This is a genomic window from Thermincola sp. GK-1 (assembly GCF_059412445.1).
Genome location: NZ_JBSQAT010000011.1, coordinates 49054 through 70123, shown reverse-complemented (window position 1 = coordinate 70123; position 21070 = coordinate 49054). Strand labels below are relative to the sequence as shown.

General features: G+C 45.3%; 24 protein-coding genes. All 24 read left to right on the top strand.

Annotated features, from left to right (window positions below; genetic code table 11):
• Window positions 1-10 precede the first annotated feature (10 nt).
• The 24 genes from fliG (at window position 11) to ACSNJE_RS11190 (ending at window position 21055) form a co-directional block, all read left to right on the top strand.
• Window positions 11-1015 (top strand): flagellar motor switch protein FliG, encoded by a 1005-nt coding sequence (gene fliG, locus ACSNJE_RS11305; protein ID WP_013120409.1) that lies wholly within the window; start codon window positions 11-13, stop codon window positions 1013-1015.
• A complete protein-coding gene (locus ACSNJE_RS11300) occupies window positions 1008-1853 on the top strand; it encodes a FliH/SctL family protein (protein WP_474773030.1) in 846 nt (281 codons plus the stop codon). The genes fliG and ACSNJE_RS11300 overlap by 8 nt, the downstream gene beginning before the upstream one ends.
• Window positions 1846-3168 (top strand): flagellar protein export ATPase FliI, encoded by a 1323-nt coding sequence (gene fliI, locus ACSNJE_RS11295; protein WP_474773031.1) that lies wholly within the window; start codon window positions 1846-1848, stop codon window positions 3166-3168. The genes ACSNJE_RS11300 and fliI overlap by 8 nt, the downstream gene beginning before the upstream one ends.
• A gap of 16 nt (window positions 3169-3184) precedes the next feature.
• A complete protein-coding gene (gene fliJ / locus ACSNJE_RS11290; protein WP_495252690.1) occupies window positions 3185-3637 on the top strand; it encodes a flagellar export protein FliJ in 453 nt (150 codons plus the stop codon).
• 15 nt (window positions 3638-3652) lie between these two features.
• Window positions 3653-4273: a MotE family protein gene (locus ACSNJE_RS11285; protein ID WP_474773033.1), complete on the top strand. Its 621-nt coding sequence runs from the start codon at window positions 3653-3655 to the stop codon at window positions 4271-4273.
• Window positions 4274-4318: 45 nt separating this feature from the next.
• The gene (locus tag ACSNJE_RS11280) at window positions 4319-5812 is read left to right on the top strand and encodes a flagellar hook-length control protein FliK (protein ID WP_495252689.1); all 1494 of its coding nucleotides are present in this window, start codon (window positions 4319-4321) and stop codon (window positions 5810-5812) included.
• A gap of 16 nt (window positions 5813-5828) precedes the next feature.
• Window positions 5829-6269, top strand: a complete 441-nt coding sequence (locus ACSNJE_RS11275) for a flagellar hook capping FlgD N-terminal domain-containing protein (RefSeq protein ID WP_474773035.1) — start codon at window positions 5829-5831, stop codon at window positions 6267-6269.
• A 28-nt stretch (window positions 6270-6297) separates the two neighbouring features.
• Window positions 6298-6687, top strand: coding sequence for a TIGR02530 family flagellar biosynthesis protein (locus tag ACSNJE_RS11270; RefSeq protein WP_052216773.1), 390 nt, complete (start codon window positions 6298-6300; stop codon window positions 6685-6687).
• Between the two features lie 107 nt (window positions 6688-6794).
• A complete protein-coding gene (locus ACSNJE_RS11265) occupies window positions 6795-8036 on the top strand; it encodes a flagellar hook protein FlgE (protein ID WP_052216772.1) in 1242 nt (413 codons plus the stop codon).
• Between the two features lie 65 nt (window positions 8037-8101).
• The gene (locus tag ACSNJE_RS11260; protein WP_242843540.1) at window positions 8102-8371 is read left to right on the top strand and encodes a flagellar FlbD family protein; all 270 of its coding nucleotides are present in this window, start codon (window positions 8102-8104) and stop codon (window positions 8369-8371) included.
• A 34-nt stretch (window positions 8372-8405) separates the two neighbouring features.
• Window positions 8406-8903, top strand: a complete 498-nt coding sequence (locus ACSNJE_RS11255; RefSeq protein WP_474773036.1) for a flagellar basal body-associated FliL family protein — start codon at window positions 8406-8408, stop codon at window positions 8901-8903.
• 25 nt (window positions 8904-8928) lie between these two features.
• Window positions 8929-9930, top strand: coding sequence for a flagellar motor switch protein FliM (gene fliM / locus ACSNJE_RS11250; RefSeq protein WP_495252688.1), 1002 nt, complete (start codon window positions 8929-8931; stop codon window positions 9928-9930).
• A complete protein-coding gene (gene fliY / locus ACSNJE_RS11245) occupies window positions 9923-11143 on the top strand; it encodes a flagellar motor switch phosphatase FliY (RefSeq protein WP_495252687.1) in 1221 nt (406 codons plus the stop codon). Before fliM ends, fliY begins: the two co-directional genes overlap by 8 nt.
• A gap of 18 nt (window positions 11144-11161) precedes the next feature.
• On the top strand, window positions 11162-11524 hold the full coding sequence (locus ACSNJE_RS11240; RefSeq protein ID WP_013120396.1) for a response regulator: 363 nt from the start codon (window positions 11162-11164) through the stop codon (window positions 11522-11524).
• Window positions 11525-11548: 24 nt separating this feature from the next.
• Window positions 11549-12154, top strand: a complete 606-nt coding sequence (fliO, locus tag ACSNJE_RS11235; protein ID WP_052216767.1) for a flagellar biosynthetic protein FliO — start codon at window positions 11549-11551, stop codon at window positions 12152-12154.
• Window positions 12147-12935: a flagellar type III secretion system pore protein FliP gene (gene fliP, locus ACSNJE_RS11230; RefSeq protein WP_052216766.1), complete on the top strand. Its 789-nt coding sequence runs from the start codon at window positions 12147-12149 to the stop codon at window positions 12933-12935. Before fliO ends, fliP begins: the two co-directional genes overlap by 8 nt.
• Before the next feature lie 13 nt (window positions 12936-12948).
• Window positions 12949-13218 carry a flagellar biosynthesis protein FliQ gene (gene fliQ / locus ACSNJE_RS11225; protein ID WP_474773039.1) on the top strand — a complete coding sequence of 90 codons (270 nt, stop codon included), beginning with the start codon at window positions 12949-12951 and terminating at the stop codon, window positions 13216-13218.
• A gap of 17 nt (window positions 13219-13235) precedes the next feature.
• Window positions 13236-14015 carry a flagellar biosynthetic protein FliR gene (gene fliR / locus ACSNJE_RS11220; protein WP_052216764.1) on the top strand — a complete coding sequence of 260 codons (780 nt, stop codon included), beginning with the start codon at window positions 13236-13238 and terminating at the stop codon, window positions 14013-14015.
• 13 nt (window positions 14016-14028) lie between these two features.
• Window positions 14029-15135 (top strand): flagellar biosynthesis protein FlhB, encoded by a 1107-nt coding sequence (flhB, locus tag ACSNJE_RS11215; RefSeq protein ID WP_474773040.1) that lies wholly within the window; start codon window positions 14029-14031, stop codon window positions 15133-15135.
• An 11-nt stretch (window positions 15136-15146) separates the two neighbouring features.
• Window positions 15147-17213 (top strand): flagellar biosynthesis protein FlhA, encoded by a 2067-nt coding sequence (gene flhA, locus ACSNJE_RS11210; RefSeq protein WP_495252686.1) that lies wholly within the window; start codon window positions 15147-15149, stop codon window positions 17211-17213.
• On the top strand, window positions 17213-18382 hold the full coding sequence (flhF, locus tag ACSNJE_RS11205) for a flagellar biosynthesis GTPase FlhF (RefSeq protein WP_495252685.1): 1170 nt from the start codon (window positions 17213-17215) through the stop codon (window positions 18380-18382). The genes flhA and flhF overlap by 1 nt, the downstream gene beginning before the upstream one ends.
• 2 nt (window positions 18383-18384) lie before the next feature.
• Complete coding sequence (locus tag ACSNJE_RS11200; RefSeq protein WP_013120388.1) at window positions 18385-19266, top strand: MinD/ParA family protein; 882 nt, start codon at window positions 18385-18387, stop codon at window positions 19264-19266.
• A 26-nt stretch (window positions 19267-19292) separates the two neighbouring features.
• Window positions 19293-19952, top strand: a complete 660-nt coding sequence (locus ACSNJE_RS11195) for a flagellar brake protein (RefSeq protein WP_013120387.1) — start codon at window positions 19293-19295, stop codon at window positions 19950-19952.
• An 8-nt stretch (window positions 19953-19960) separates the two neighbouring features.
• On the top strand, window positions 19961-21055 hold the full coding sequence (locus tag ACSNJE_RS11190) for a protein-glutamate methylesterase/protein-glutamine glutaminase (RefSeq protein WP_013120386.1): 1095 nt from the start codon (window positions 19961-19963) through the stop codon (window positions 21053-21055).
• The last annotated feature ends 15 nt before the right edge of the window (window positions 21056-21070 follow it).

The following is a 21070-nucleotide window of genomic DNA, read 5'->3' as shown; positions in this document are numbered from 1 at the left end:
GGTGGAATAAATGGCGAAAGGCTTAACGGGAAAGCAAAAAGCTGCAATTTTACTCATTTCCCTAGGCCCTGAAATATCAGCGCAAATATTTAAGCATTTAAGGGACGAGGATATAGAGCAGTTAACTTTGGAAATAGCCAACATACGTAAGGTACCTACAGAAGTGAAAGAGGAAATTATTAACGAGTTTCACGAGCTGTTGGTAGCAAAGGAGTATATTGCCTCCGGGGGCATAGATTATGCCAAAGAAGTCTTGGAAAAGGCCCTGGGCAACCAGAAAGCCCTGGAGATAATTAACCGGTTAACAGCCACCCTGCAAGTAAAACCCTTTGATTTTGTAAGAAAAACGGATCCTTCCCAGTTATTAAACTTCATCCAGTCGGAAAACCCGCAGACCATTGCATTGATTATTGCTTATCTAGAGCCTGAACAGGCGGCGGCTATTTTGGGAGCACTACCGGCAGAAAGACAGGCCGATGTGGCCCGTCGGATCGCTATTATGGACCGTACTTCGCCGGAAATAATCAGGGAAATAGAACGCGTGCTGGAACGCAAGCTTTCTTCCGTTGTATCCGAGGACTTTACCAGCGCCGGGGGTGTGCAGAATGTGGTAGACATTCTGAACAGGGTGGACCGAACTACGGAAAAAACCATTATGGAATCCCTGGAGATACAGGATCCCGAACTGGCGGAAGAAATCAAGAAAAGGATGTTTGTCTTTGAGGACATTGTGCAGCTTGATGACAGGGCTATTCAACAAGTTCTCCGCGAGGTCGACAGCAAAGACTTGGCGCTGGCTCTCAAAGGTTCCAGTGAAGAAGTGGCCGCCAAGGTCAGCCGGAATATGTCCAAGCGAGCTGCCGACATGCTCAGGGAAGATATGGAATATATGGGTCCGGTGCGTTTAAGAGATGTGGAAGAAGCCCAGCAGCGTATTGTTAATGTAATCAGGAAACTTGAAGAAGCCGGTGAAATAGTTATTGCCAGAGGCGGGGGAGATGAGATAATTGTCTAAGGTAATCAAGTCCGGACATTTGAAACTTGAGAGTCCGCGGCTGATTAGCCATACCTATTCTCATCCCGAGGAAACTGCAGCCATAAATGGGAAAGCTGCTTTGGAATTGGCGGCTTCCCGAGCGGATGAAACAAATGCAGCGGCTGGGGGAGAAACCTCCGGAGCTATAGACCTCCAGGAAGTTACCAGACAGGCAGAAGAAATTATCAGGGAAACGGAGGAAATGGTTAAAGAACTGCTCGAGACAGCACGGCAGGAGGCTGAAAAAATAGTAAAAAAAGCGAAAGAAGAAGCGGAAAACCTCGTTAAGGAGGGGCAGGAAAAGTTTAAGGAGATCAGGGAACAGGGCTATAACGATGGTTGGCAGGTTGGCCATGCAGAAGGGACCAAAAAAGCAGAAGAAGAAATGAAAGGGACCTTATTGGCAGCTCAAAAGACCCTGGAGGATGCCATTGAAGAAAGAAAAAAAATTATTCTTGGGGCTGAAGATGAGATTATACAATTGGCTGTCGCTATAGCCAAAAAGATCATTGGTCACGAGATAAGTACGAATCAGGACCTTATTGTCGGGATGGTGCAAAAAGCCCTGGAGAAAGTGCGGGACAGAGAGGAAATATCCCTGCGTGTCAATCCGCAAAATCTGGAGCAAGTTCTAAACGACCAGGAACAGATCATGTCCTCTGCTAAAGGAATAAAAAAAATGAAAGTTCTCGCGGACCCCGATATTCTTCCGGGCGGCTGCGTTATAGAGACGTCCAACGGAACCGTTGACGCGCGGGTGGAACGCCAGCTTCGGGAAATAGAACAGTCTTTACTGGAAGTGAATTCCAATGGTTGATTTAAATAAATATATTTCCGCTCTTGCTAATCTGGACCCCATTAAAATTAATGGGCAGGTTACGCGGATAATAGGTTTGGTAGTGGAATCACAGGGTCCGTCAGCTAATCTGGGAGAACTTTGCTACATATACCCCAATGTGGGTGATTGCAAGTTAAAGGCAGAAGTCGTTGGTTTTAAAGAAAACAGGATACTGCTCATGCCTTTGGGCGACCTTACCGGTATCGGACCAGGTTGCGAAGTTGTAGCCACCGGGCATTCATTTAAAATTGGCGTAAGCAATAAAATGCTCGGCCGGGTAATTGATGGATTGGGCAATCCTATTGACGGCCTGGGGCCAATAGAATGGGAGACAGAATACCCGGTAAGCGGACCGCCGCCAAATCCCCTGGAACGGAAGAGAATTACCGAACCATTATCAGTAGGAGTTAAAGCAGTTGATGGATTGCTGACCTGCGGAAAAGGCCAGCGGGTAGGCATTTTTTCAGGTAGTGGCGTTGGTAAGAGTACTTTATTGGGGATGATCGCCAGAAATACTGCCGCTGATATAAATGTGATTGCCCTCATTGGCGAACGAGGTCGTGAAGTCAGAGAATTTCTGGAAAAAGATTTGGGTGAAGAAGGATTGCGCCGGTCTGTTGTGGTTGTAGCTACTTCGGACCAACCTGCATTGGTCAGGTTAAAGGGCGCGCTGGTAGCCACCAGTATAGCCGAGTATTTCCGTGACCAGGGCAAGGATGTCATGCTGATGATGGATTCGGTCACTAGGTTTGCCATGGCGCAAAGGGAGGTCGGTCTGGCGGTGGGTGAACCACCTGCTACCAGGGGATATACTCCTTCAGTTTTTGCCATGTTGCCTAAACTGTTGGAAAGGTCAGGTACTTCCCGCCACGGGACAATTACCGGATTGTATACGGTCCTGGTTGACGGAGATGACCATAACGAACCAATTGCTGATGCAGTCCGGGGAATACTTGACGGGCACATAGTGTTATCCAGGGATTTGGCCATGCAAAACCAGTATCCTGCCATAGATATACTGGCCAGTGTAAGCCGGGTAATGCCGGACATAGTCAGCGAGGAACATAGGAAAGCGGCTCAGGAAATAAAAAGTATCCTGGCTACATACCGGGATGCTAAAGACCTAATTGATATAGGCGCCTATCACAAGGGAAGTAATCCCAAAATTGATTATGCATTATCAAAGCTGGATGATACCTTAAATTTTCTAAAGCAGGACGTAAAGGAACAATATGGTTTTAATGAAGCCTTGGAGTTGTTGCTGTCTATAACAGGCATGGCAAAAACAGCGTGAAAAGGGATGATATGGCATGAAACCTTTTAATTTCAGGCTGCAAACGGCTCTTGATATTAAGTTACGACAGGAAGAACTGGCCAGGGAAGCTTTGCAACGGGCTATAAGCAGTTACGAAAACAGTGTGGAAGTGCTAAACAGCTTTTATAAACAGATGGAATGGGTACAGGAACAGGTCAGGCGTAGCCAGGAAAAAACTGTGAACCTGGAAGACGTGAAAAGGTGTCAAGATTTTATTCCGGTACTTATACAAAAAATTGAAATTCAGAAGGCTGAAGTAGAAGAAAGAAGATCTGAGGTGGATCGAGTCAGAACTCAATTAGTCGCGGTGATGAGAGAACGTAAGGTAATGGAGAAAATAAAAGCCCGCTACTATCACCGGTACATAAGAGAAGTTCTTCTGGAAGAACAGAAGCTGATTGACGAGATGGCCACGAACAGGTTCATACTTAAAGATAATCCCATTTAGGAGGCCTTTATATAGATGCCAAAGTTTCTGCACAGTAAGCCCTTTCGCATACTAAAAAAAATACTGTTGATTCTGTTCCTCCTTGCTCTGATTTTTGGATTCATTGCAGCAGTCTTGTGGGCTTTGGACTTTACCGGCGTGTTAAATGTTCAGAAAATGGGCCAAAAGATACCGGTAGTCGGAAAATACATTGCTGATGACAATAATAAGCAATCTGAAAAATCCCCGCTACAACTGGAAAATGAGCAGTTGCGCATGGAAAACAGGCAACTGAAAGAGCAACTCGACAGACAAAAAAGACAGTTATCAGGGGAAATAGAGGATATTAAACACAAACTTGCTGTTGCCGAGGAGAAAAATAAAAAACTGGCAAAAGATAAGCAGTCTTTGCAGAATACGGTAGACTCCTTACAGGAATGGAAAGCCCAGCAGGAAGGGCAGACCCTTAGTTACGAAAGCCTGGGCAGGTATTATGCAGAAATGAAACCGGACAAAGCGGCCCAAATCATGAACAACCTGCCTGATGATGTAACGATAGGGATCCTGCTAAATTTAGAGGACGAACAGGTTACAGCCATATTGAGCGCCATGGACCCCAAGAAAGCAGCAAGTATTGTGGATCAGATGCGCAAATAAAGGTTGTAAAACTGTTCGCTATCCCTCGTGAAAGGAGGTGAGAAAATGCAAGCAGTAGGAACTTTTATGATTAATCCCACCGATGGAGCCGGGTGTGGAATCGGCAGTCAACTGAATAAGGTACGGAGCAACAAAGGGCCTTGCGGATTTGGCATGCTGTTGCAAAACCTGTTGGGCCAGGTAGAGGCCGGAGATATTACTTCCGTTTCTGCTGATGTGCCGGTAAATCCTGAAACCAGAGAAATTATATTGACAAAAGACAAACTGACCGATGCGATAATGGAGCTGTTGAAAATGTTGGAATCTGACGGCATTGCATATGCAGTATCATTTGATAAGGTGCCCAATGCAGCCGAGTTTAAACAAACATTAAATGAACTAATGGATATTATCCGGGATATTGCAGAAAAGCTGGTTCTCTTGTGCCCTTCGGCCAATCAATTAAATATTGCAGATCAGGCCATTGACGCATATTCCCGTGGCGCCGATACCGGTACCAATGTGGGCAGGTTGGTTGTCTACCTGGGGTGGGAAATAACCAATTTGTTGCGGCATATTAAAACACTGAATGGGGAACTGCAGGCCATCGTTAACAGGACTGGTAATAATGCTGTTCATTCCGATGGTGGCATGGCCAATATCCTGCGGGAATTTGACAGTATGTTCAGGGAAAACACTGCAGCCCTCGCCAAAGACCTAAAACAAATAGGCGCTTTATTGGCAGGGTTACACCTAAAACAGCAGGATCCAGTTGAAGGCATACCCGCGCAAAAAGTTAATGCCGAAGGTATGCCCCCGCAAGAAATCAATAAGACCGGAAACCTGCTGAGGGCAGAAATCAAAGGATTAATCGCCAATCCAGGGCAAGGGATTGCCGAAGATGCCGGAAAACCTGATAATTCGGTGCCCCAAAATCCGGAAATCGTTTTGGACAACCTGCGCCGTTCGGTAGGGAAGATAACCAATATTTTTGACAAACTTATCAAAAATATTGAAGCAAATTTAGCCGGTGGAATACAGGGTGAAACATGGGTTGTCCAGGCGGCAGGGAATAATTTTTCCATGTATGCTGCAAATCCGGTATTCTTTAACGGCCAACAGGATGCCGTACAGGTTTTCCATTCACTCATGAACATGATTGCCGAGAAGGCCAAGTTGGTTCAGATACCGGGACACTCAGAATTTACCATCCAACTTAAACCGGAAACCCTGGGGAAACTACAGATGAAGATTACAGTTGAGAACGGTCTGATCACGGCAAAATTCACCGCCGATACGCAACAGGTGAAAGAACTGCTGGAATCCAACCTGGCGAATTTACGGCAAAACCTGACCGACCAGGGGATTAAGGTAGACCAGCTTGAAGTTGCCCTGAATTCAGAAAGGGACTACAACTTGTTTGAAAGGGAATCCCAATGGAAACAAAAACAGGGGCACAGAAAATTCCATGTTGCTTCTGTAACCGACCGGCCGGCCGGCAGTATTCTGGATAACTCCTATTTAATGTATGATGACAACACCATTGACTATACCGTTTAAAGGAGGTGCGTAAAGAATGACCACAGTAAATAATGTATCTGATGCGGGTTCAACACAGAACCAGGAAGCGGTATCTAGGACGGTAAAAAATGTACTGGGGAAAGACGATTTTCTCAAACTGCTGTTGACCCAGTTAAAATACCAGGACCCATTGGAACCCACAGATAACAAGGACTTCATTGCCCAGATGGCCCAGTTCAGCGCCCTGGAACAAATGACCAATATGAGCGATGGTTTTGCCAAATTAGCGCAATTTCAGGAAACCCTTTTCAGGGAATCTACTATCAGCCAGGCTATCGGTCTAATAGGAAAACAGGTGGAGGCTACGCTGCCCGACCAGAATGAACCGCTGACCGGGTTTGTAACGGCAATGAAGATAGTTGATGGGGAACCAAAGGTAGTTGTAAACGGCAAGGAAATTGGCCTGGGATATATTTCTATGGTATTAGGCTCGTAATTACTTGCGCTGAAAAGGAGGGATTACAGTGGTAGACAAATTGTACTTCAATCAACCAATATTGCCTGTCAACCCTTCGCACAAAAAACAGCAGCCTGATCCGCGCGGCAGAGCTGAAGCGCCGCAGTCCTTCCAAAACATTCTGCTGCAGCAGATGGCCAAAGAGCCGGTGAAGTTTTCCCAGCATGCCCTGCAGCGGCTAAGCACCAGGAATATTCAACTAAGTCCGGCCGATATGCAAAAGCTTAATGATGCGGTTCAGCGGGCAGCTCAGAAGGGAGCAAGGGATTCGCTGGTTTTGATGAACAATATGGCTTTTATAGTCAGTGTGACGAACCGAACAGTCATTACGGCCGTGGATGACGCCAGCATGAAGGAAAATGTCTTTACGAATATAGACAGTGCAGTTATTGTTTAACGGGCCGGACCTCTATGAGGAAGCCCTGGGCCGCCGAACGACAGAGGCGGCCGGTGAAGTGCAGACTAATTAAGTAATGAATAGCTTATATGGAGGTCGATTGCATTATGATGCGTTCCATGTTTGCCGGAGTATCCGGATTGCGAAATCACCAGACCAGGATGGATGTTATTGGCAATAACATCGCCAATGTTAATACTATCGGCTATAAGAAATCCAGGGTTACTTTCCAGGATATGTTGAGCCAGAATATCCGCGGCGCCTCTTCCCCGACAACTACCAGGGGGGGTACCAACCCCATGCAGGTTGGTCTCGGTATGACCATCAATACCATAGATACTATTCATACCCAGGGCAGTTCGGAAACCACCGGCAAGGTTACTGATATGATGGTAGATGGAGACGGGTTCTTTATCGTAGGAGACGGCATGAACAGGTATTACACCAGGGCCGGCAATTTTGATTTTGATGCTCTGGGAAATTTAGTATACCCGAACGGTTTAAAAGTACAGGGGTGGCTGGCAGATAATACTGGCAAGATTGATACCTCGACAGCTATACAGGGAATTACCATTCCAAAAGGACAGTCTATCCAGCCTAAACAGACCGCCAACATTGATTTCATAAATAATCTTGATGCCGGTGCAGCAATAGGTACAGTACGGAATGTTTCTATTGAGGTTTACGATTCGCTGGGGAACTTATACACTATACCGGCAACTTTTACCAAAAGTAATACCAATGAATGGACCTTTGACTTGGGCACACTTCCATCGGGAATTACCAGTTTTACACTGACAAATAATGTTATTACGTTTAATCCTGATGGCACTTACAATAGCCCCGCTCCCGGCACATCCACACTTAACTTAAATTTAAACGGTTCTGTGGGCGCGAGTACGCCAATAACAGTTAAAATTGACTTTACAAAATTAACTCAGTTCAATGGTTCATCCAATGCTGACATGAATAGTCAAGACGGATATCCTTCAGGAGTTTTAAACGGATATGCCATCGATAAATCAGGTATAATTACCGGAAGATTTTCCAATGGTTTAACCAAACCTTTGGCTCAAGTAGCGCTGGCAAACTTTAATAACCCGGCAGGTCTGATGAAAGCTGGAGAAAACTTATACGTTCAGTCTAACAACTCCGGTAATGCACAAATTGGCGCTGCCGGCTCCGGCGGCCGGGGTAATATCTCGCCCGGCCAGTTGGAAATGTCCAATGTGGACCTGTCCCAGGAATTTACCGATATGATTATTACCCAGAGAGGTTTTCAGGCCAATTCCCGCATAATTACCGTGTCCGACGAAATGCTCCAGGAACTGGTTAACCTGAAGAGATAATTCATCTGGAGGGTTGGGGTAAGGGGTTACCCCTTACCCCAACCAATCTATATGGAAGCGAGGTTATGGAGATGGTTAAGGTAACCAGGATGAACGGCAGGGAAATTGTGGTAAACGCGGAACTTATTGAATTTGTGGAGGCCACTCCAGATACAGTGTTGACTCTTTCCACAGGCCGGAAACTGGTGCTGCAGGATACTGTCGATGAGGTTATAGAAAAAGTCCTCGAGTACCGGCGTTCCATTGGCACCAGGTTTATAGTTTGCGGCCCGGAACAAAAAAAAGAATGGCTGCCTGAAATTCTGAGCGAAGACGCTGATACAGCAAAAGAATAAGAAAGAAAACCATGGTTAGATCGGGGGGACGAAAATGGCTGAAGAAGATTTAAAAGAGGAACAGGAACCGCAGGGCAAGAACTCGTCAGCCGGCACCATCAAGTTAATTATTGCCGGTATTGCCATTATCATTCTGGCGGCCGGGATATCCTTCGCGGTGGCACGTTTTGCTGCCGTATCTGCGCCGCAGCATGGGTCTACTTATAACGCCAATGCCAAGATAAAAACCGATAACATTGGCACCACCTTTGACGCCGGTGAATATTTGACTAATTTGGCCGGCGGGTCCAGGTATATTAAGGTGAAAATCGTTTTCTCCTTTGCCAACAAAGAACTGGAAACGGAAATCACCAACAAGTTACCTGCTATCCAGAATACCATCAACAAGGTGCTGCGGGAACAATCAGCCGATGCGTTAAATGAACCCAAGAGTATGGATAAGCTGGCTGACAGGTTGAAAAAAAGTATCAACGAACTCCTGGTTACCGGAAATATCGATGAGATATACTTTACATACTTTGTTATTCAGTAGTCAGCGGCGACAGGAGGTGAACTGAGTGAGCGAGATTCTGTCCCAGGAAGAAATTGATGCGCTGCTCGGCGCGCTGTCTGCGGGCGAAGTCGGCGGCTCTTCCGAAACACAGAGCAAAAAAGAAGACCACAAAAAAATCAGGGTATACGATTTTAAAAGGCCCAACAAATTTTCCAAAGAACAGATTCATACCCTGCAGGCTATTCACGAGAACTTTGCCCGTTTGCTGTCAACGTTCCTGTCCGCCCATTTAAGAACTGTTGTCACCATGAACGTTCATTCAGTTGAACAGATTACTTATGATGAATTCATTCGTTCACTGCCCAATCCGACGCTTTTAAACATTTTTATGATGGAACCCCTTGCGGGTAATGCTATTTTGGAGGTTAACCCCAATGTGACCTTCACCATTTTGGATCGCTTGTTTGGCGGTCCCGGTCAGGCGCCCGAAAAAATGCGCGGCCTTACCGACATTGAGCGGACCGTCATTGAGAAGGTCATTATCCGTTGTTTGCAGATATTAAAAGAGGCGTGGGAAAATATCATCGAATTTGACCCGAAACTGGAAGTCATAGAGACTAACCCATTGTTTACTCAGATAGTGTCACCCACGGAAATGGTGGTCTTAATCTCCATCCATGCCACCATCGGGGAAACCGAAGGGATTATGAACCTTTGTATTCCGTTTATTGTGTTGGAACCAATAATCAGCAAATTGACTGCGCATTTTTGGTTTGCCGGTACAGCTAAAACAGTAACCGCAGAGCACATTCAAAATACCCAGAGAAGGTTGGAGAAAGCGAAAATCACCCTATCCGCAGTTTTGGGTGAAACCACAATTAAGTTGGGTGAATTGCTCGAATTACAGCCCGGAGATGTAATCCAGCTTGATAACAGGGCTACTGACGAATTGAAAATAATGGTGGGCGAGCGTAAAAAGTTCTATGGACGCCCTGGAACGGTTGGCAGCAGGTTGGCTGTACAGATAACCAGGCTTGTAAAGGAAGGAGATGAAGATAATGAGTGACGGGGTACTCTCCCAAGAGGAAATAGATGCTTTGCTTAGGTCAGATGCTTTTCAGGAGGCGATCAATGCCAGCGAACCGGAAACACATCAAGCTGCCGCCGGACCTACCGGTGACGAACTGACCAATATGGAGAAAGACGCTGTGGGAGAAGTTGCCAATATGGTTATGGGTTCGGCAGCTACAGCGTTGTCAACACTACTCGGTAAGAAAGTAGAAATTACCACTCCGGTTGTGGAAATTACTACCCCGGCCAGGTTACGCCACGATTATCCTTTACCGTATTTGTTGGTGAATGTGGAATATGTGACCGGTATTAAGGGATCCAATGTTTTGATCATCAAAGACGGAGATGCCGGTGTAATCGTGGACTTAATGATGATGGGTGATGGGACTTCACCGCCCGCTCAATTGGAAGAAATGCATTTAAGCGCCATAGCGGAAGCCATGAACCAGATGATGGGTTCTGCTTCAACGGCTTTTTCCACTATTATCAAGGAAAGGGTGGAAATCTCGCCGCCTACCGTGGATTTGATCAATCTGGCCACCGATGAACTTAAGGGCCGTCTGGCCAATCCTGACGAACCCATAGTAAAGGTTTCCTTTAAAATGACCATTGAGGATCTGGTAAACAGCGAAATGATGCAGTTGATACCTCTGGATTTTGCCAGGGAACTGGTGGGCAGATTGATGGATGATATGAAGGCTCCCCATGCAGAAGCGGCGGCAACTGCTGCGGCCAAAACTCAGACCCCGACCAATGCGGGATATACGGAGCAGTTGGCTGCAGCTCCACAGCCAAACGCACCGTTTCAATCAATAGCACAGGATACCGGTAATGCCCAATACCAATTGGGAGGGTTTACCGGCGGGGGAAATGTTAAGCCTGCCAATTCAGTACCAGTGCAACCGGCCCAATTTGCTCCCTTAAATATGGGTTTTGAGCCAAAAACTCCGTCCACTATCGATTTAATCATGGACGTACCCCTGCAAATTACTGTAGAACTGGGTAAAGCCAAGAAAACTATAAGGGAAATCCTCAACCTGGCGCCAGGTTCTGTTGTCGAGCTGGACAAACTGGCCGGTGAACCTGTTGACCTGATGGTAAACGGCAAGCTTTTGGCTAAAGGAGAGGTCGTTGTTATAGATGAGAATTTTGGGATAAGAATTACCGATATCGTAAGTCCGATGGAAAGGGTAACCAATCTACAATAACAGTTAAGGAGGAAACCTATGGGAACGCGCATTCTCATTGTAGACGACGCAGCTTTTATGCGCATGATGATTAGAGATATTCTGAGCAAGAACGGGTACGAAATCGTGGGTGAAGCAGAAAACGGACAGGTAGCAGTGGAAAAGTATCAAGAACTGAAGCCGGATTTGGTTACTATGGACATCACTATGCCGGAAATGGATGGCATTACGGCAGTAAAGGAGATAAAAAAAATCGATCCCAATGCAAATATAATTATGTGCAGCGCCATGGGGCAACAGCCAATGGTCATTGACGCCATCCAGGCCGGAGCCAGGGACTTTATTGTGAAGCCCTTTCAACCTGACAGAGTATTGGAAGCTGTCCGAAAGGCCCTTAGCTAAATTGAATCCGGAAGGGTGTGGGCCATGTTCTTGTCCAAAGTATTGAATGCGGCTAAGACTTTGTTTTTCGGTATCCTGTTTTGTTTGCTGAACGGCAATATAGTTTGGGCAGCATCGGAGAAGCTTAATTTAGACACCGAAATTGACCCCGTTCCTACTCCCATGCCCAGCATGTTTTCACTGCTGGTAAAACTGATGCTTAGCCTGATTATAGTTGGTGGATTAGCTTACTTGACTATTCGTTTTCTGAAGAAAAATGCCCAAATAACGGGCAGCAGTGAAAATATTTCCGTACTTGACCAGTTTGCTTTGGGCATGAACAAGGGGTTGTTTATCGTTGACGTGGCCGATAAGGTCCTGGTCCTGGGAGTAACCGATCACAACATTAATTTTTTATATGAAATTAAGGACAGCAAAATAATCGAGGAACTCAGGACCAGGGCAGCGGAACGTGAAAGCCAACCTATTATACCACCCAGGTTTTGGGAAGTTATATTATCCAAAACCGGGGTCGGTAATTTACCTGCGGCGAATTTCAGCAGTCACATCCAGGAACAGATCAAGAAACTACAAAACCTGGCAGACAGTACAAAAAACAAACCTACCGGAAAGGATGACCAGAATGGATAGTGTGGGCGCTAGAAAAATATTAATCTTTTCAGCGCTGACAATAGCAGTTTTGGGGTTATCGTTTTTTAGCGCTCCGGTTGTAAAAGTATTTGCTGCTCCGGCGGTGCCGGTGCCCAATGTGGACATAAATATAAATTCTTCTTCCAATCCGCAGGAAGTAAGTAAGAGCTTGCAGATACTTTTTCTTATCACAATCCTTTCTTTGGCTCCGGCTATATTAATCATGACTACAGCTTTTACAAGGGTCGTAGTGGTACTGTCTTTTGTCCGCAGCGCATTGTCTACTCATACTACGCCACCAAACCAGGTTATTATCGGGTTGGCCTTGTTTTTAACTTTTTTTATTATGGCGCCTACCTGGAGCCAGGTTAATAAGGAGGCGCTGCAGCCTTACCTGTCAGGAAAGCTCTCGCAGGAACAGGCTTTAAAGAAGGCTGTTACACCGGTCCGGGACTTTATGTTCAAACAGACCCGGGAAAAGGATTTGGCCCTGTTTGTGAAAATGGCCAATATTAAACGGCCTAGGACACACGATGATGTTCCGACTTATGTTTTAATCCCTGCCTTTACAATAAGCGAATTAAAAACGGCTTTTCAGATAGGTTTTATGATTTACATTCCTTTTATCGTCATAGATATGGTGATAGCCAGTTCTTTAATGTCCATGGGTATGATCATGCTGCCGCCCATGATGATTTCTTTGCCCTTCAAGTTACTGCTCTTTGTTTTGGTCGACGGATGGAACCTCATAGTAAGGTCTCTGATTATGAGTTTTCAATAGGAGGCGTAAAATTTTGACACCGGAAACTATAATTGGCATAGGAAGGGATGCCCTTATAACGCTTCTCTTAATTTCCACACCTATTTTGGCTACCAGTTTACTGATAGGTGTAATAATCAGCGTTTTTCAGGCGGCCACCCACATTCAGGAGCAAACCCTTACATTCGTACCCAAAATCCTTGGGATATTGGGAGCCATTGTACTTTTTGGGTCGTGGATGTTAAACGTACTTTTATCATACACTTCCAATATATTCATAAATTTACCATCATATATCAAGTAAATGAAAGAAGGGCTGCCATGGACAGTTTAACCAGTTTGCTGAACAGGGTTGACATATTTCTGGTGGTTATGGCCAGAGTAAGCGGTGTTTTGCTGGTAGCCCCCGTTTTTAGCTCCCGGAACCTGCCTACGCAGGTAAAAGCAGGCCTGATCGTACTTATAAGTATAATTGTATTTATGGCCAAACATCCCCAAATGGCAACGGTGACAACATCGATTATTCCTTTTGTCTTGCTGTTGATAAGTGAATTAGTAATTGGCTTAATTATTGGTTTCGCCAGTTATCTTATATTCAGTGTGATTTATATAGCCGGTCAGGAGATAGATATGCACATAGGTTTTGCCATGGTAAACGTGGTTGATCCGTTAAGTGGAATATCGGTTCCTCTTGTCGGAACTTTTAAATATATGATTGCTATTTTAGTTTATCTTACTACCAATAGTTATAATTATTTATTTGCTGCTTTATTTCATAGCTACGATGTAATACCTTTGCTGGGTTTTCAGCCCAACAAGGCCATTTCCACATACTTAATCGGCATGTTTGGTAATGTTCTGGCATTATCCGTTAAACTGGCCGTCCCAATAGTCGGCGCACTGCTGGTGGCTGAAGTTGCCCTTGGCATAATTGCCCGGACGGTACCTCAGATGAACGTGTTTCTGGTAGGGATTCCGGCCAAGATAGTCATCGGCATCATTCTCCTGGTATTGATTTTGCCGTTTTATATGTTCTTCCTGGATATGCTTTTTGAAACCAACTACAGTGACTTGCTGAAACTGATAAAACTTATGCATTAGGGGAAGGTTTAATATGATCCACAAACGCCAACCCAGGCATCTTTCGCTTAACCTGCAGTTGTTTGCCCAGGAAAAGACTGAAAAGGCGACAGCGAAGAAAAGACAAAAGGCCAAGCAGGAAGGCCAGGTTTTAAAAAGTATGGAATTCAACTCTGCTGTTGTCTTGTTGGCGACTTTTATTTCAATAAAACTGTTTTTCCCTTATATGCTTGAACAGCTATCCGGATTTTTCAGGGAAATATACAGGATGTGGGGCAGCCAGGACTTTGTATTAAACGTCAGGACCTCTCATCAATTATACTTTTCTACGATAAAGGTAAGCTTCATGACTGTTCTGCCAATAGCAGGCATCGCAATGGTTTCGGGTGTGGCCGCAAACTTGTTGCAATCAGGCTTTATATTTACAACCAAGCCGCTGAAGCCAAATATTAGTGCTTTAAACCCTATTAACGGAATTAAGCGCATGTTTGGCGCCAGGTCGCTGGTGGAACTTGTGAAATCCCTGGTAAAAGTGGCCATAGTAGGATACATTGCTTATGCCGGTTACAAATCTGAGTTTAACAAATTCCCCCAGCTTTTGGACATGAATATTCGGGCTTCCAGTTTGTTTATAGGCCGGTTGATTCTTAATATGGCATTTAAGATCGCTGTTTGTTTGCTGATATTCTCCGCGTTTGACTACTGGTATCAATGGTGGGAATATGAGCGCAGCCTGAAAATGACCAAACAGGAAGTCAAGGAGGAATTGAAACAGACGGAAGGGGACCCGAAGGTTAAAGCTGCTATCAGGCGAAAACAACAGCAGATGTCTCTTGCCAGAATGATGCAGGCAGTTCCCAAGGCCGATGTGGTAATTACCAACCCAACTCATTACGCTGTGGCATTGAAATATGATGCTGATACCATGTCTGCTCCGGAGGTTGTGGCCAAGGGCCAAGATTACCTGGCCCAAAGGATAAAACAGGTAGCTAAAGAACACGGTGTTATTTTGGTTGAAAATAAACCACTGGCTCAGGCTTTATATAACGCCGTTGAAATAGGCGAATCCATTCCGGCGGAACTCTATCAGGCCGTAGCCGAAGTGTTGGCCTTTGTATATAAGCTTAAAGGCAGGATTTAGGAGGAACGCATATGTCCAGCTCTTCCAATACTATCAATATTAGAGGCTTGAAACACCTGGATATTGTTTTTGCTGTAGCGGTTCTGGCAATGGTTATCATGATGATTGTTCCCATACCTACCCAGTTGCTGGATATTCTCTTGACGGTTAATATTTCCGTCGCCGTGGTTATTTTGTTGGTGGCGTTATATAACAAAGAGGCCCTTGAATTTTCGTCTTTTCCATCCCTTCTATTAATTACCACCTTATTCAGATTATCTCTTAATGTTTCTTCCACCCGGTTGATTTTGCTGCAAGGCTTTGCCGGTGAGATTATTCAGACTTTTGGCCAATTTGTCCTGGGTGGCAGTGCTGTTGTAGGTTTTGTCATCTTCATTATCCTGATAATTATTCAATTTATTGTCATTACCCGGGGAGCGGAGAGGGTGTCGGAAGTTGCTGCCCGTTTTACCCTGGATGCTATGCCGGGCAAGCAGATGGCTATAGATGCCGACCTAAACACGGGACTCATTTCTGAGGAAGAGGCCAAGGAACGCCGCCAAAAAATTCAGCGGGAAGCCGACTTTTATGGCGCCATGGACGGTGCTTCCAAATTTGTCAAAGGTGATGCCATTGCCGGTATAATTATCGTAGTCATAAACATAGTTGGTGGTTTTATCATCGGGGTTCTGCAAAAAGGTATGTCGGTAACCCAGGCTTTAAATACATATACCATTTTGACTGTAGGTGATGGCCTGGTAAGCCAGATCCCGGCCCTGCTCATATCTACAGCCACAGGTATTATTGTAACCCGGGCCGCTTCCGATACTGATCTGGGACACGAAGTGGGCTGGCAGGTTTTCCGGCAACCGAAAGTACTGGCAATTGCTACTGGCGCTTTGGTTCTACTAGCTTTTCTGGGAATGCCGGCTATTCCATTTATTGCCCTGGCCGCTGTCATGGGCGTCATTTCTTACAGTATACATAGGACTCAGCAGCAGACGGCACAACTGCAATCAGAAAAACAACAGGAAGAAGAAATTGAAAACATTAAGAAACCGGAAAATGTCCTGGGCTTGCTGCACGTAGATACCCTGGAACTGGAACTGGGTTATTCTCTTATTCCTTTGGTAGATGCCCAGCAGGGCGGTGACCTGCTGGACAGGGTCGTTATGATCCGCCGCCAGTGTGCGCTGGAACTGGGCATTGTTTTACCACCCATTCGTATGCGGGACAATATGCAGTTAAAACCCAACTGTTATTCGATAAAAATTAAAGGTGTTGAGGTGGCCGGCGGTGAATTAATAATGGATAGGTATTTGGCAATGAGTTCCGGTCTTACCGAAAACGGGATAACCGGTATAGATACCGTGGAACCGGCATTTGGTTTGCCGGCCAAGTGGATACCTGCCAACCTGCGGGAACAGGCAGAATTAGCCGGTTATACCGTTGTTGACCCGTCTTCGGTGGTAGCCACTCATCTAACTGAAGTTATTAAAAGTCACGCCCATGAAATCCTCAGCCGGCAAGATGTCCAAACACTTCTTGATAACATCAAGAGCAATTATCCGGCTGTTGTTGAAGAGCTGGTACCCCAGGTACTTTCCCTGGGAGAAGTCCAGAAAGTGTTGGCCAACCTGTTGCGGGAAAGGGTGGCTATCAGGGATTTGGTTACTATTTTGGAAACGCTGGCTGATTACGGGAAAGTAACAAAGGACCCGGAAATGCTTACGGAATACGTAAGGCAGGCGTTGTCACGCCAGATTATAAAACAGTACCTGGACGGCAATGAAAAATTACATGTCATTACTCTGGACCCGGCTGTGGAACAGTTAATTCGCGATTCTATCCAGCATACTGACCATGGGTCTTTTGTGGCGATAGACCCTGTCAAGGGACAGGCTTTGTTTGAAAAACTGTCGAATGTGATTACCCAGGTTACGGAAAAAGGATACATGCCCATTATTTTATGTGCACCGGTGGTCAGGATTTACTTTAAACGGCTCACGGAAAAACTTATGCCTAAACTGGTAGTACTGTCCTATAACGAACTTGATAACAGGATTAACGTAGAATCCGTTGGGGTGGTGAACATTTAGTGCGGGTTAAGAGATATGTTGCCGAAAATCTGCAGGATGCCATGCTGAAAGTGAAAATGGATATGGGAAAAGATGCTGTTATTTTACATACCCGGAAATTTAAAGAAGGCGGTTTTTTCGGCTTTTTTGGTAAAACCATGGTGGAAGTAACGGCCGCTGTGGAAGATAATCCAATTTCTCCGGTTTCGCAGCCCAAACCTACTGCGCAAAAGGTTGCTAACCAGGCTCAGGTTCATTCATTTGCTAACTTTAAGGAAAAAGCCGGCGGTGTCGATGATGAACGGAACGCTGATTTGCAGGCGGAGCTGCAGGAAATGAAAATGTTAATGTATGAAATGAAAAGCCAGATGGAAGCTAACTTGGATGCTAAAAGCCTGCCGGAGCCGCTGCAAAGGTTCCACCAGATACTGATAGATAATGAAGTGGAAGAGGCGCTGGCAGCGAAAATACTAAAAGGGCTTTTAAAAACTTATCCTGCCGAAGAACCGGTAGAAGGGCATAAACTTAAGAAATCTCTGGAACAGTCCATGTTAAAAATATTACGCCGCCCCAAGCCTATCACTTTTAAAAAGCAAGGATTGCATCAACAGGTTGTGGCTCTGATCGGACCCACGGGGGTAGGAAAAACTACAACTATTGCCAAGCTGGCAGCCACCTTTTCCATCGTCGATAAAAAGAAGGTTGCCCTGATAACTGCTGATACATACAGAGTTGCGGCTGTAGAGCAGTTAAAAACTTACGGAGAAATAATCGGTATTCCTGTTAACGTTGTTTATACACCCGAGGAGCTGCGGGATTCTATCGGCCAACATACGGACAAGGATTTAATTCTCATTGATACGGCCGGACGCAGTCATAAAAATGTTGCCCAAATGGCAGAACTGAAAGCATATCTGGATGCGGCTGATGCAACAGAAATTCTCCTGGTGCTGAGCGCTACAACGAAATACAAGGATATGCTGGAAATTATCAACAGCTATTCCGATATTCCACTTACTAAGCTGGTATTTACTAAGCTTGATGAAACTTCAACATACGGAGCTATTTTAAACATTATCAACAAAACCCAAAAGCATTTGTCTTATGTTACGGTAGGCCAGAACGTTCCCGATGACATTGAAATTGCAGACCCTGAAAAAATTGTAAAAATGATTGTGAAGGAGCGGTAGGTATGCGTGATCAGGCAGAAAAATTACGCATTCTTGCTCGAACCATTAAAAACCAAGTCGAGTCAGAAATCAAAGGGAACGGGAAAAAAACCAGGATTATTGCTGTTACCAGTGGGAAAGGCGGCGTTGGCAAGACTAACTTTACTATAAACTTTGCCCTGTCTCTGATGGCTTACGGTCAAAAAGTGATAGTTCTTGACGCCGATTTGGGTTTGGCCAACATAGACGTCATACTGGGTATAAGCCCCAAGTATAATCTGTACCATGTTTTAAAGGGAGAAAAAACAATCCAGGAAATTATCGTACCAGGACCGCAGGGACTCCAGATAATTGCCGGCGGTTCAGGTATCCAGGAACTGGCCAACCTGCGGCGCTGGCAGGTAGAACAGTTTATTGCCAAACTTGGTGAACTGGAGGGCTTGGCTGACATTCTGATTATAGATACGGCTGCAGGGTTATCGCGAAATGTAATGAGCTTCGTTTTGGCGGCCGATGAAGTGATTGTAATAACTACCCCTGAGCCAACTGCCATCACTGATGCCTATGGATTGGTTAAAGTGATGACCACCAAGAAAAAGAACGGCGTAATACATTTGGTGGTTAATAAAGTGGAAAATGCCAGAGAGGCCGATGTTACAGCAACTAAATTGTCAATTGTTGCTGAAAAATTCTTAAAGCTCAACATCGGGAGTCTTGGTTTTATACTGGACGACCCGTCTGTATCCAAGGCTGTCAAAAGCCAGGAACCCTTTGTTTTAAAATATCCCAAGTCGCCGGCTACTGCCTGTGTTCAAAAACTGGCTGCGCAGTTGATGGAGCAGGAATATGCTGAGCCCAGTGGGATTAAGTCCTTTTTTAACCGACTTTCCAATTTTTTTGGTTAGTGTTGTTCAAGGAAAGGAGCTTTGCAATGGGAGCCTTTGGCCCAATTAAAATCAACCAACCCATTGAAATTGAAGTTAATTTTTCTTTGGGAATAAACAAATTTAAAAGCCGTGTGGAAGGTATCACGGAAAAAAACTTGGTCGTGGCGGCGCCTATGGTTAACAGACAAATTGTTCCCCTGAAGATAGGCACCCAGGTCACCGTGTCATACCTGGATAACGCGGCATTGTATACCTTTGATACTGTTGTTTTGGCTACCGACTTAAAACCTGTACCCACACTGACACTGGACAAACCCTATAACATAAAAAGGGTGCAAAGAAGAAACTTTGTCCGGATAGATGCTAAAATACCGATGACTTTTTGTCTCCTGAAAGAGAACCTGGAAAAGAATTCCGACTTTTACTATGCTACAACCATTGATATAAGCGGCGGGGGTATTATGTTCAGCACAGAAAATCCCCTGCATTTGGGAGACCTGCTGGAAATACACATGGCTTTTCCGGATGGAGTGAATGTTCTCGCTATCGGTAAAGTGGTCAGGGTTATCAAGAATGGTCAGGGTGATCAGCAGATGTATTCAGTAGGTATTGAATTCAACATTATCGAGGAGAGCGAAAGGGATAAAATAATCCGTTATATATTTAACCAACAGCGTGAACTTCGCAGAAAAGGGCTTCTTTAGGAGTGGACATGGAAAACAGAAAGTATACAGTTTTAGTTGTGGATGATTCTTTTTTTATGACGCAATTCATTTCCGACCTACTGCATCAGGACCCTGATATTCAAGTTATCGGTACAGCATTCAACGGTGCTGAGGCGTTGGAGAAAGCAGAAAAACTGGGCCCCGATGTTATAACTATGGATGTGGAAATGCCAGTGATGAACGGTTTGGAGGCCCTGCGGGAAATTATGCGAAAAACCCCCACACCGGTTATTATGCTCAGTAATTGTACGCAAATTGGGGCCGAAGCTACTATTAAAGCGCTGGAATTGGGCGCCGTTGACTTTGTAACCAAACCTTCGGGGCAAATATCGCTGGACTTGGAAAAAGTTCAGGATGAACTGATAAAAAAAGTGAAAATAGCAGCAGATGCAAAGAAGATGCTTTATCCTGGGAACAGGGTGATTAATGAAGGTCTCCGGGCCCAAAACAAAAAAACTGAAAATGAAAAAACGGCTAGGGATGACGGTATTCTGTTTCAAGGATTTAACCCGGCAAGAATGAAGGTTGTGGCTATTGGCGCTTCCACCGGAGGCCCTAAGGCGTTGCAAACAATATTGCCGCAGTTGCCAGAGGAATTTCCGGCTGCAGTTATTGTGGCCCAGCACATGCCGTCTGGGTTCACCAGGTCGCTGGCCAGCAGGTTAAATGAGGTCTGTTCCCTGGCTGTAAAAGAGGCAGAGGACGGTGAAAGGCTCCGGCCCGGAACAGTATATATCTCGCCCGGAGGTTGGCACACGGTAATTTGGGAAGATTCAGCAGGGTGTTTTGTTAGATTGCAGGAAAATAAGCCGCCAACGGGCAACTGCCCTTCTATTGATACCATGATGGCCTCTTTGGCCAGATGCAAGGTAAGTAAAATTGGCCTACTTCTCACGGGAATGGGCAAAGACGGTGTGATCGGCTTGCAGCAGATCCAGGCAAATGGCGGGTTAACTATTGTTGAAGACAAGTCCACCTGTATAATTTTTGGAATGCCCAAGGCAGCTATTGAAAACGGGTGTGCCGATTATGTGGTCCCGGTTTCAGATGTTGCCAAGTTGCTGCTTGAACTGCTAAATTAAAGCCTATTCGGGAGG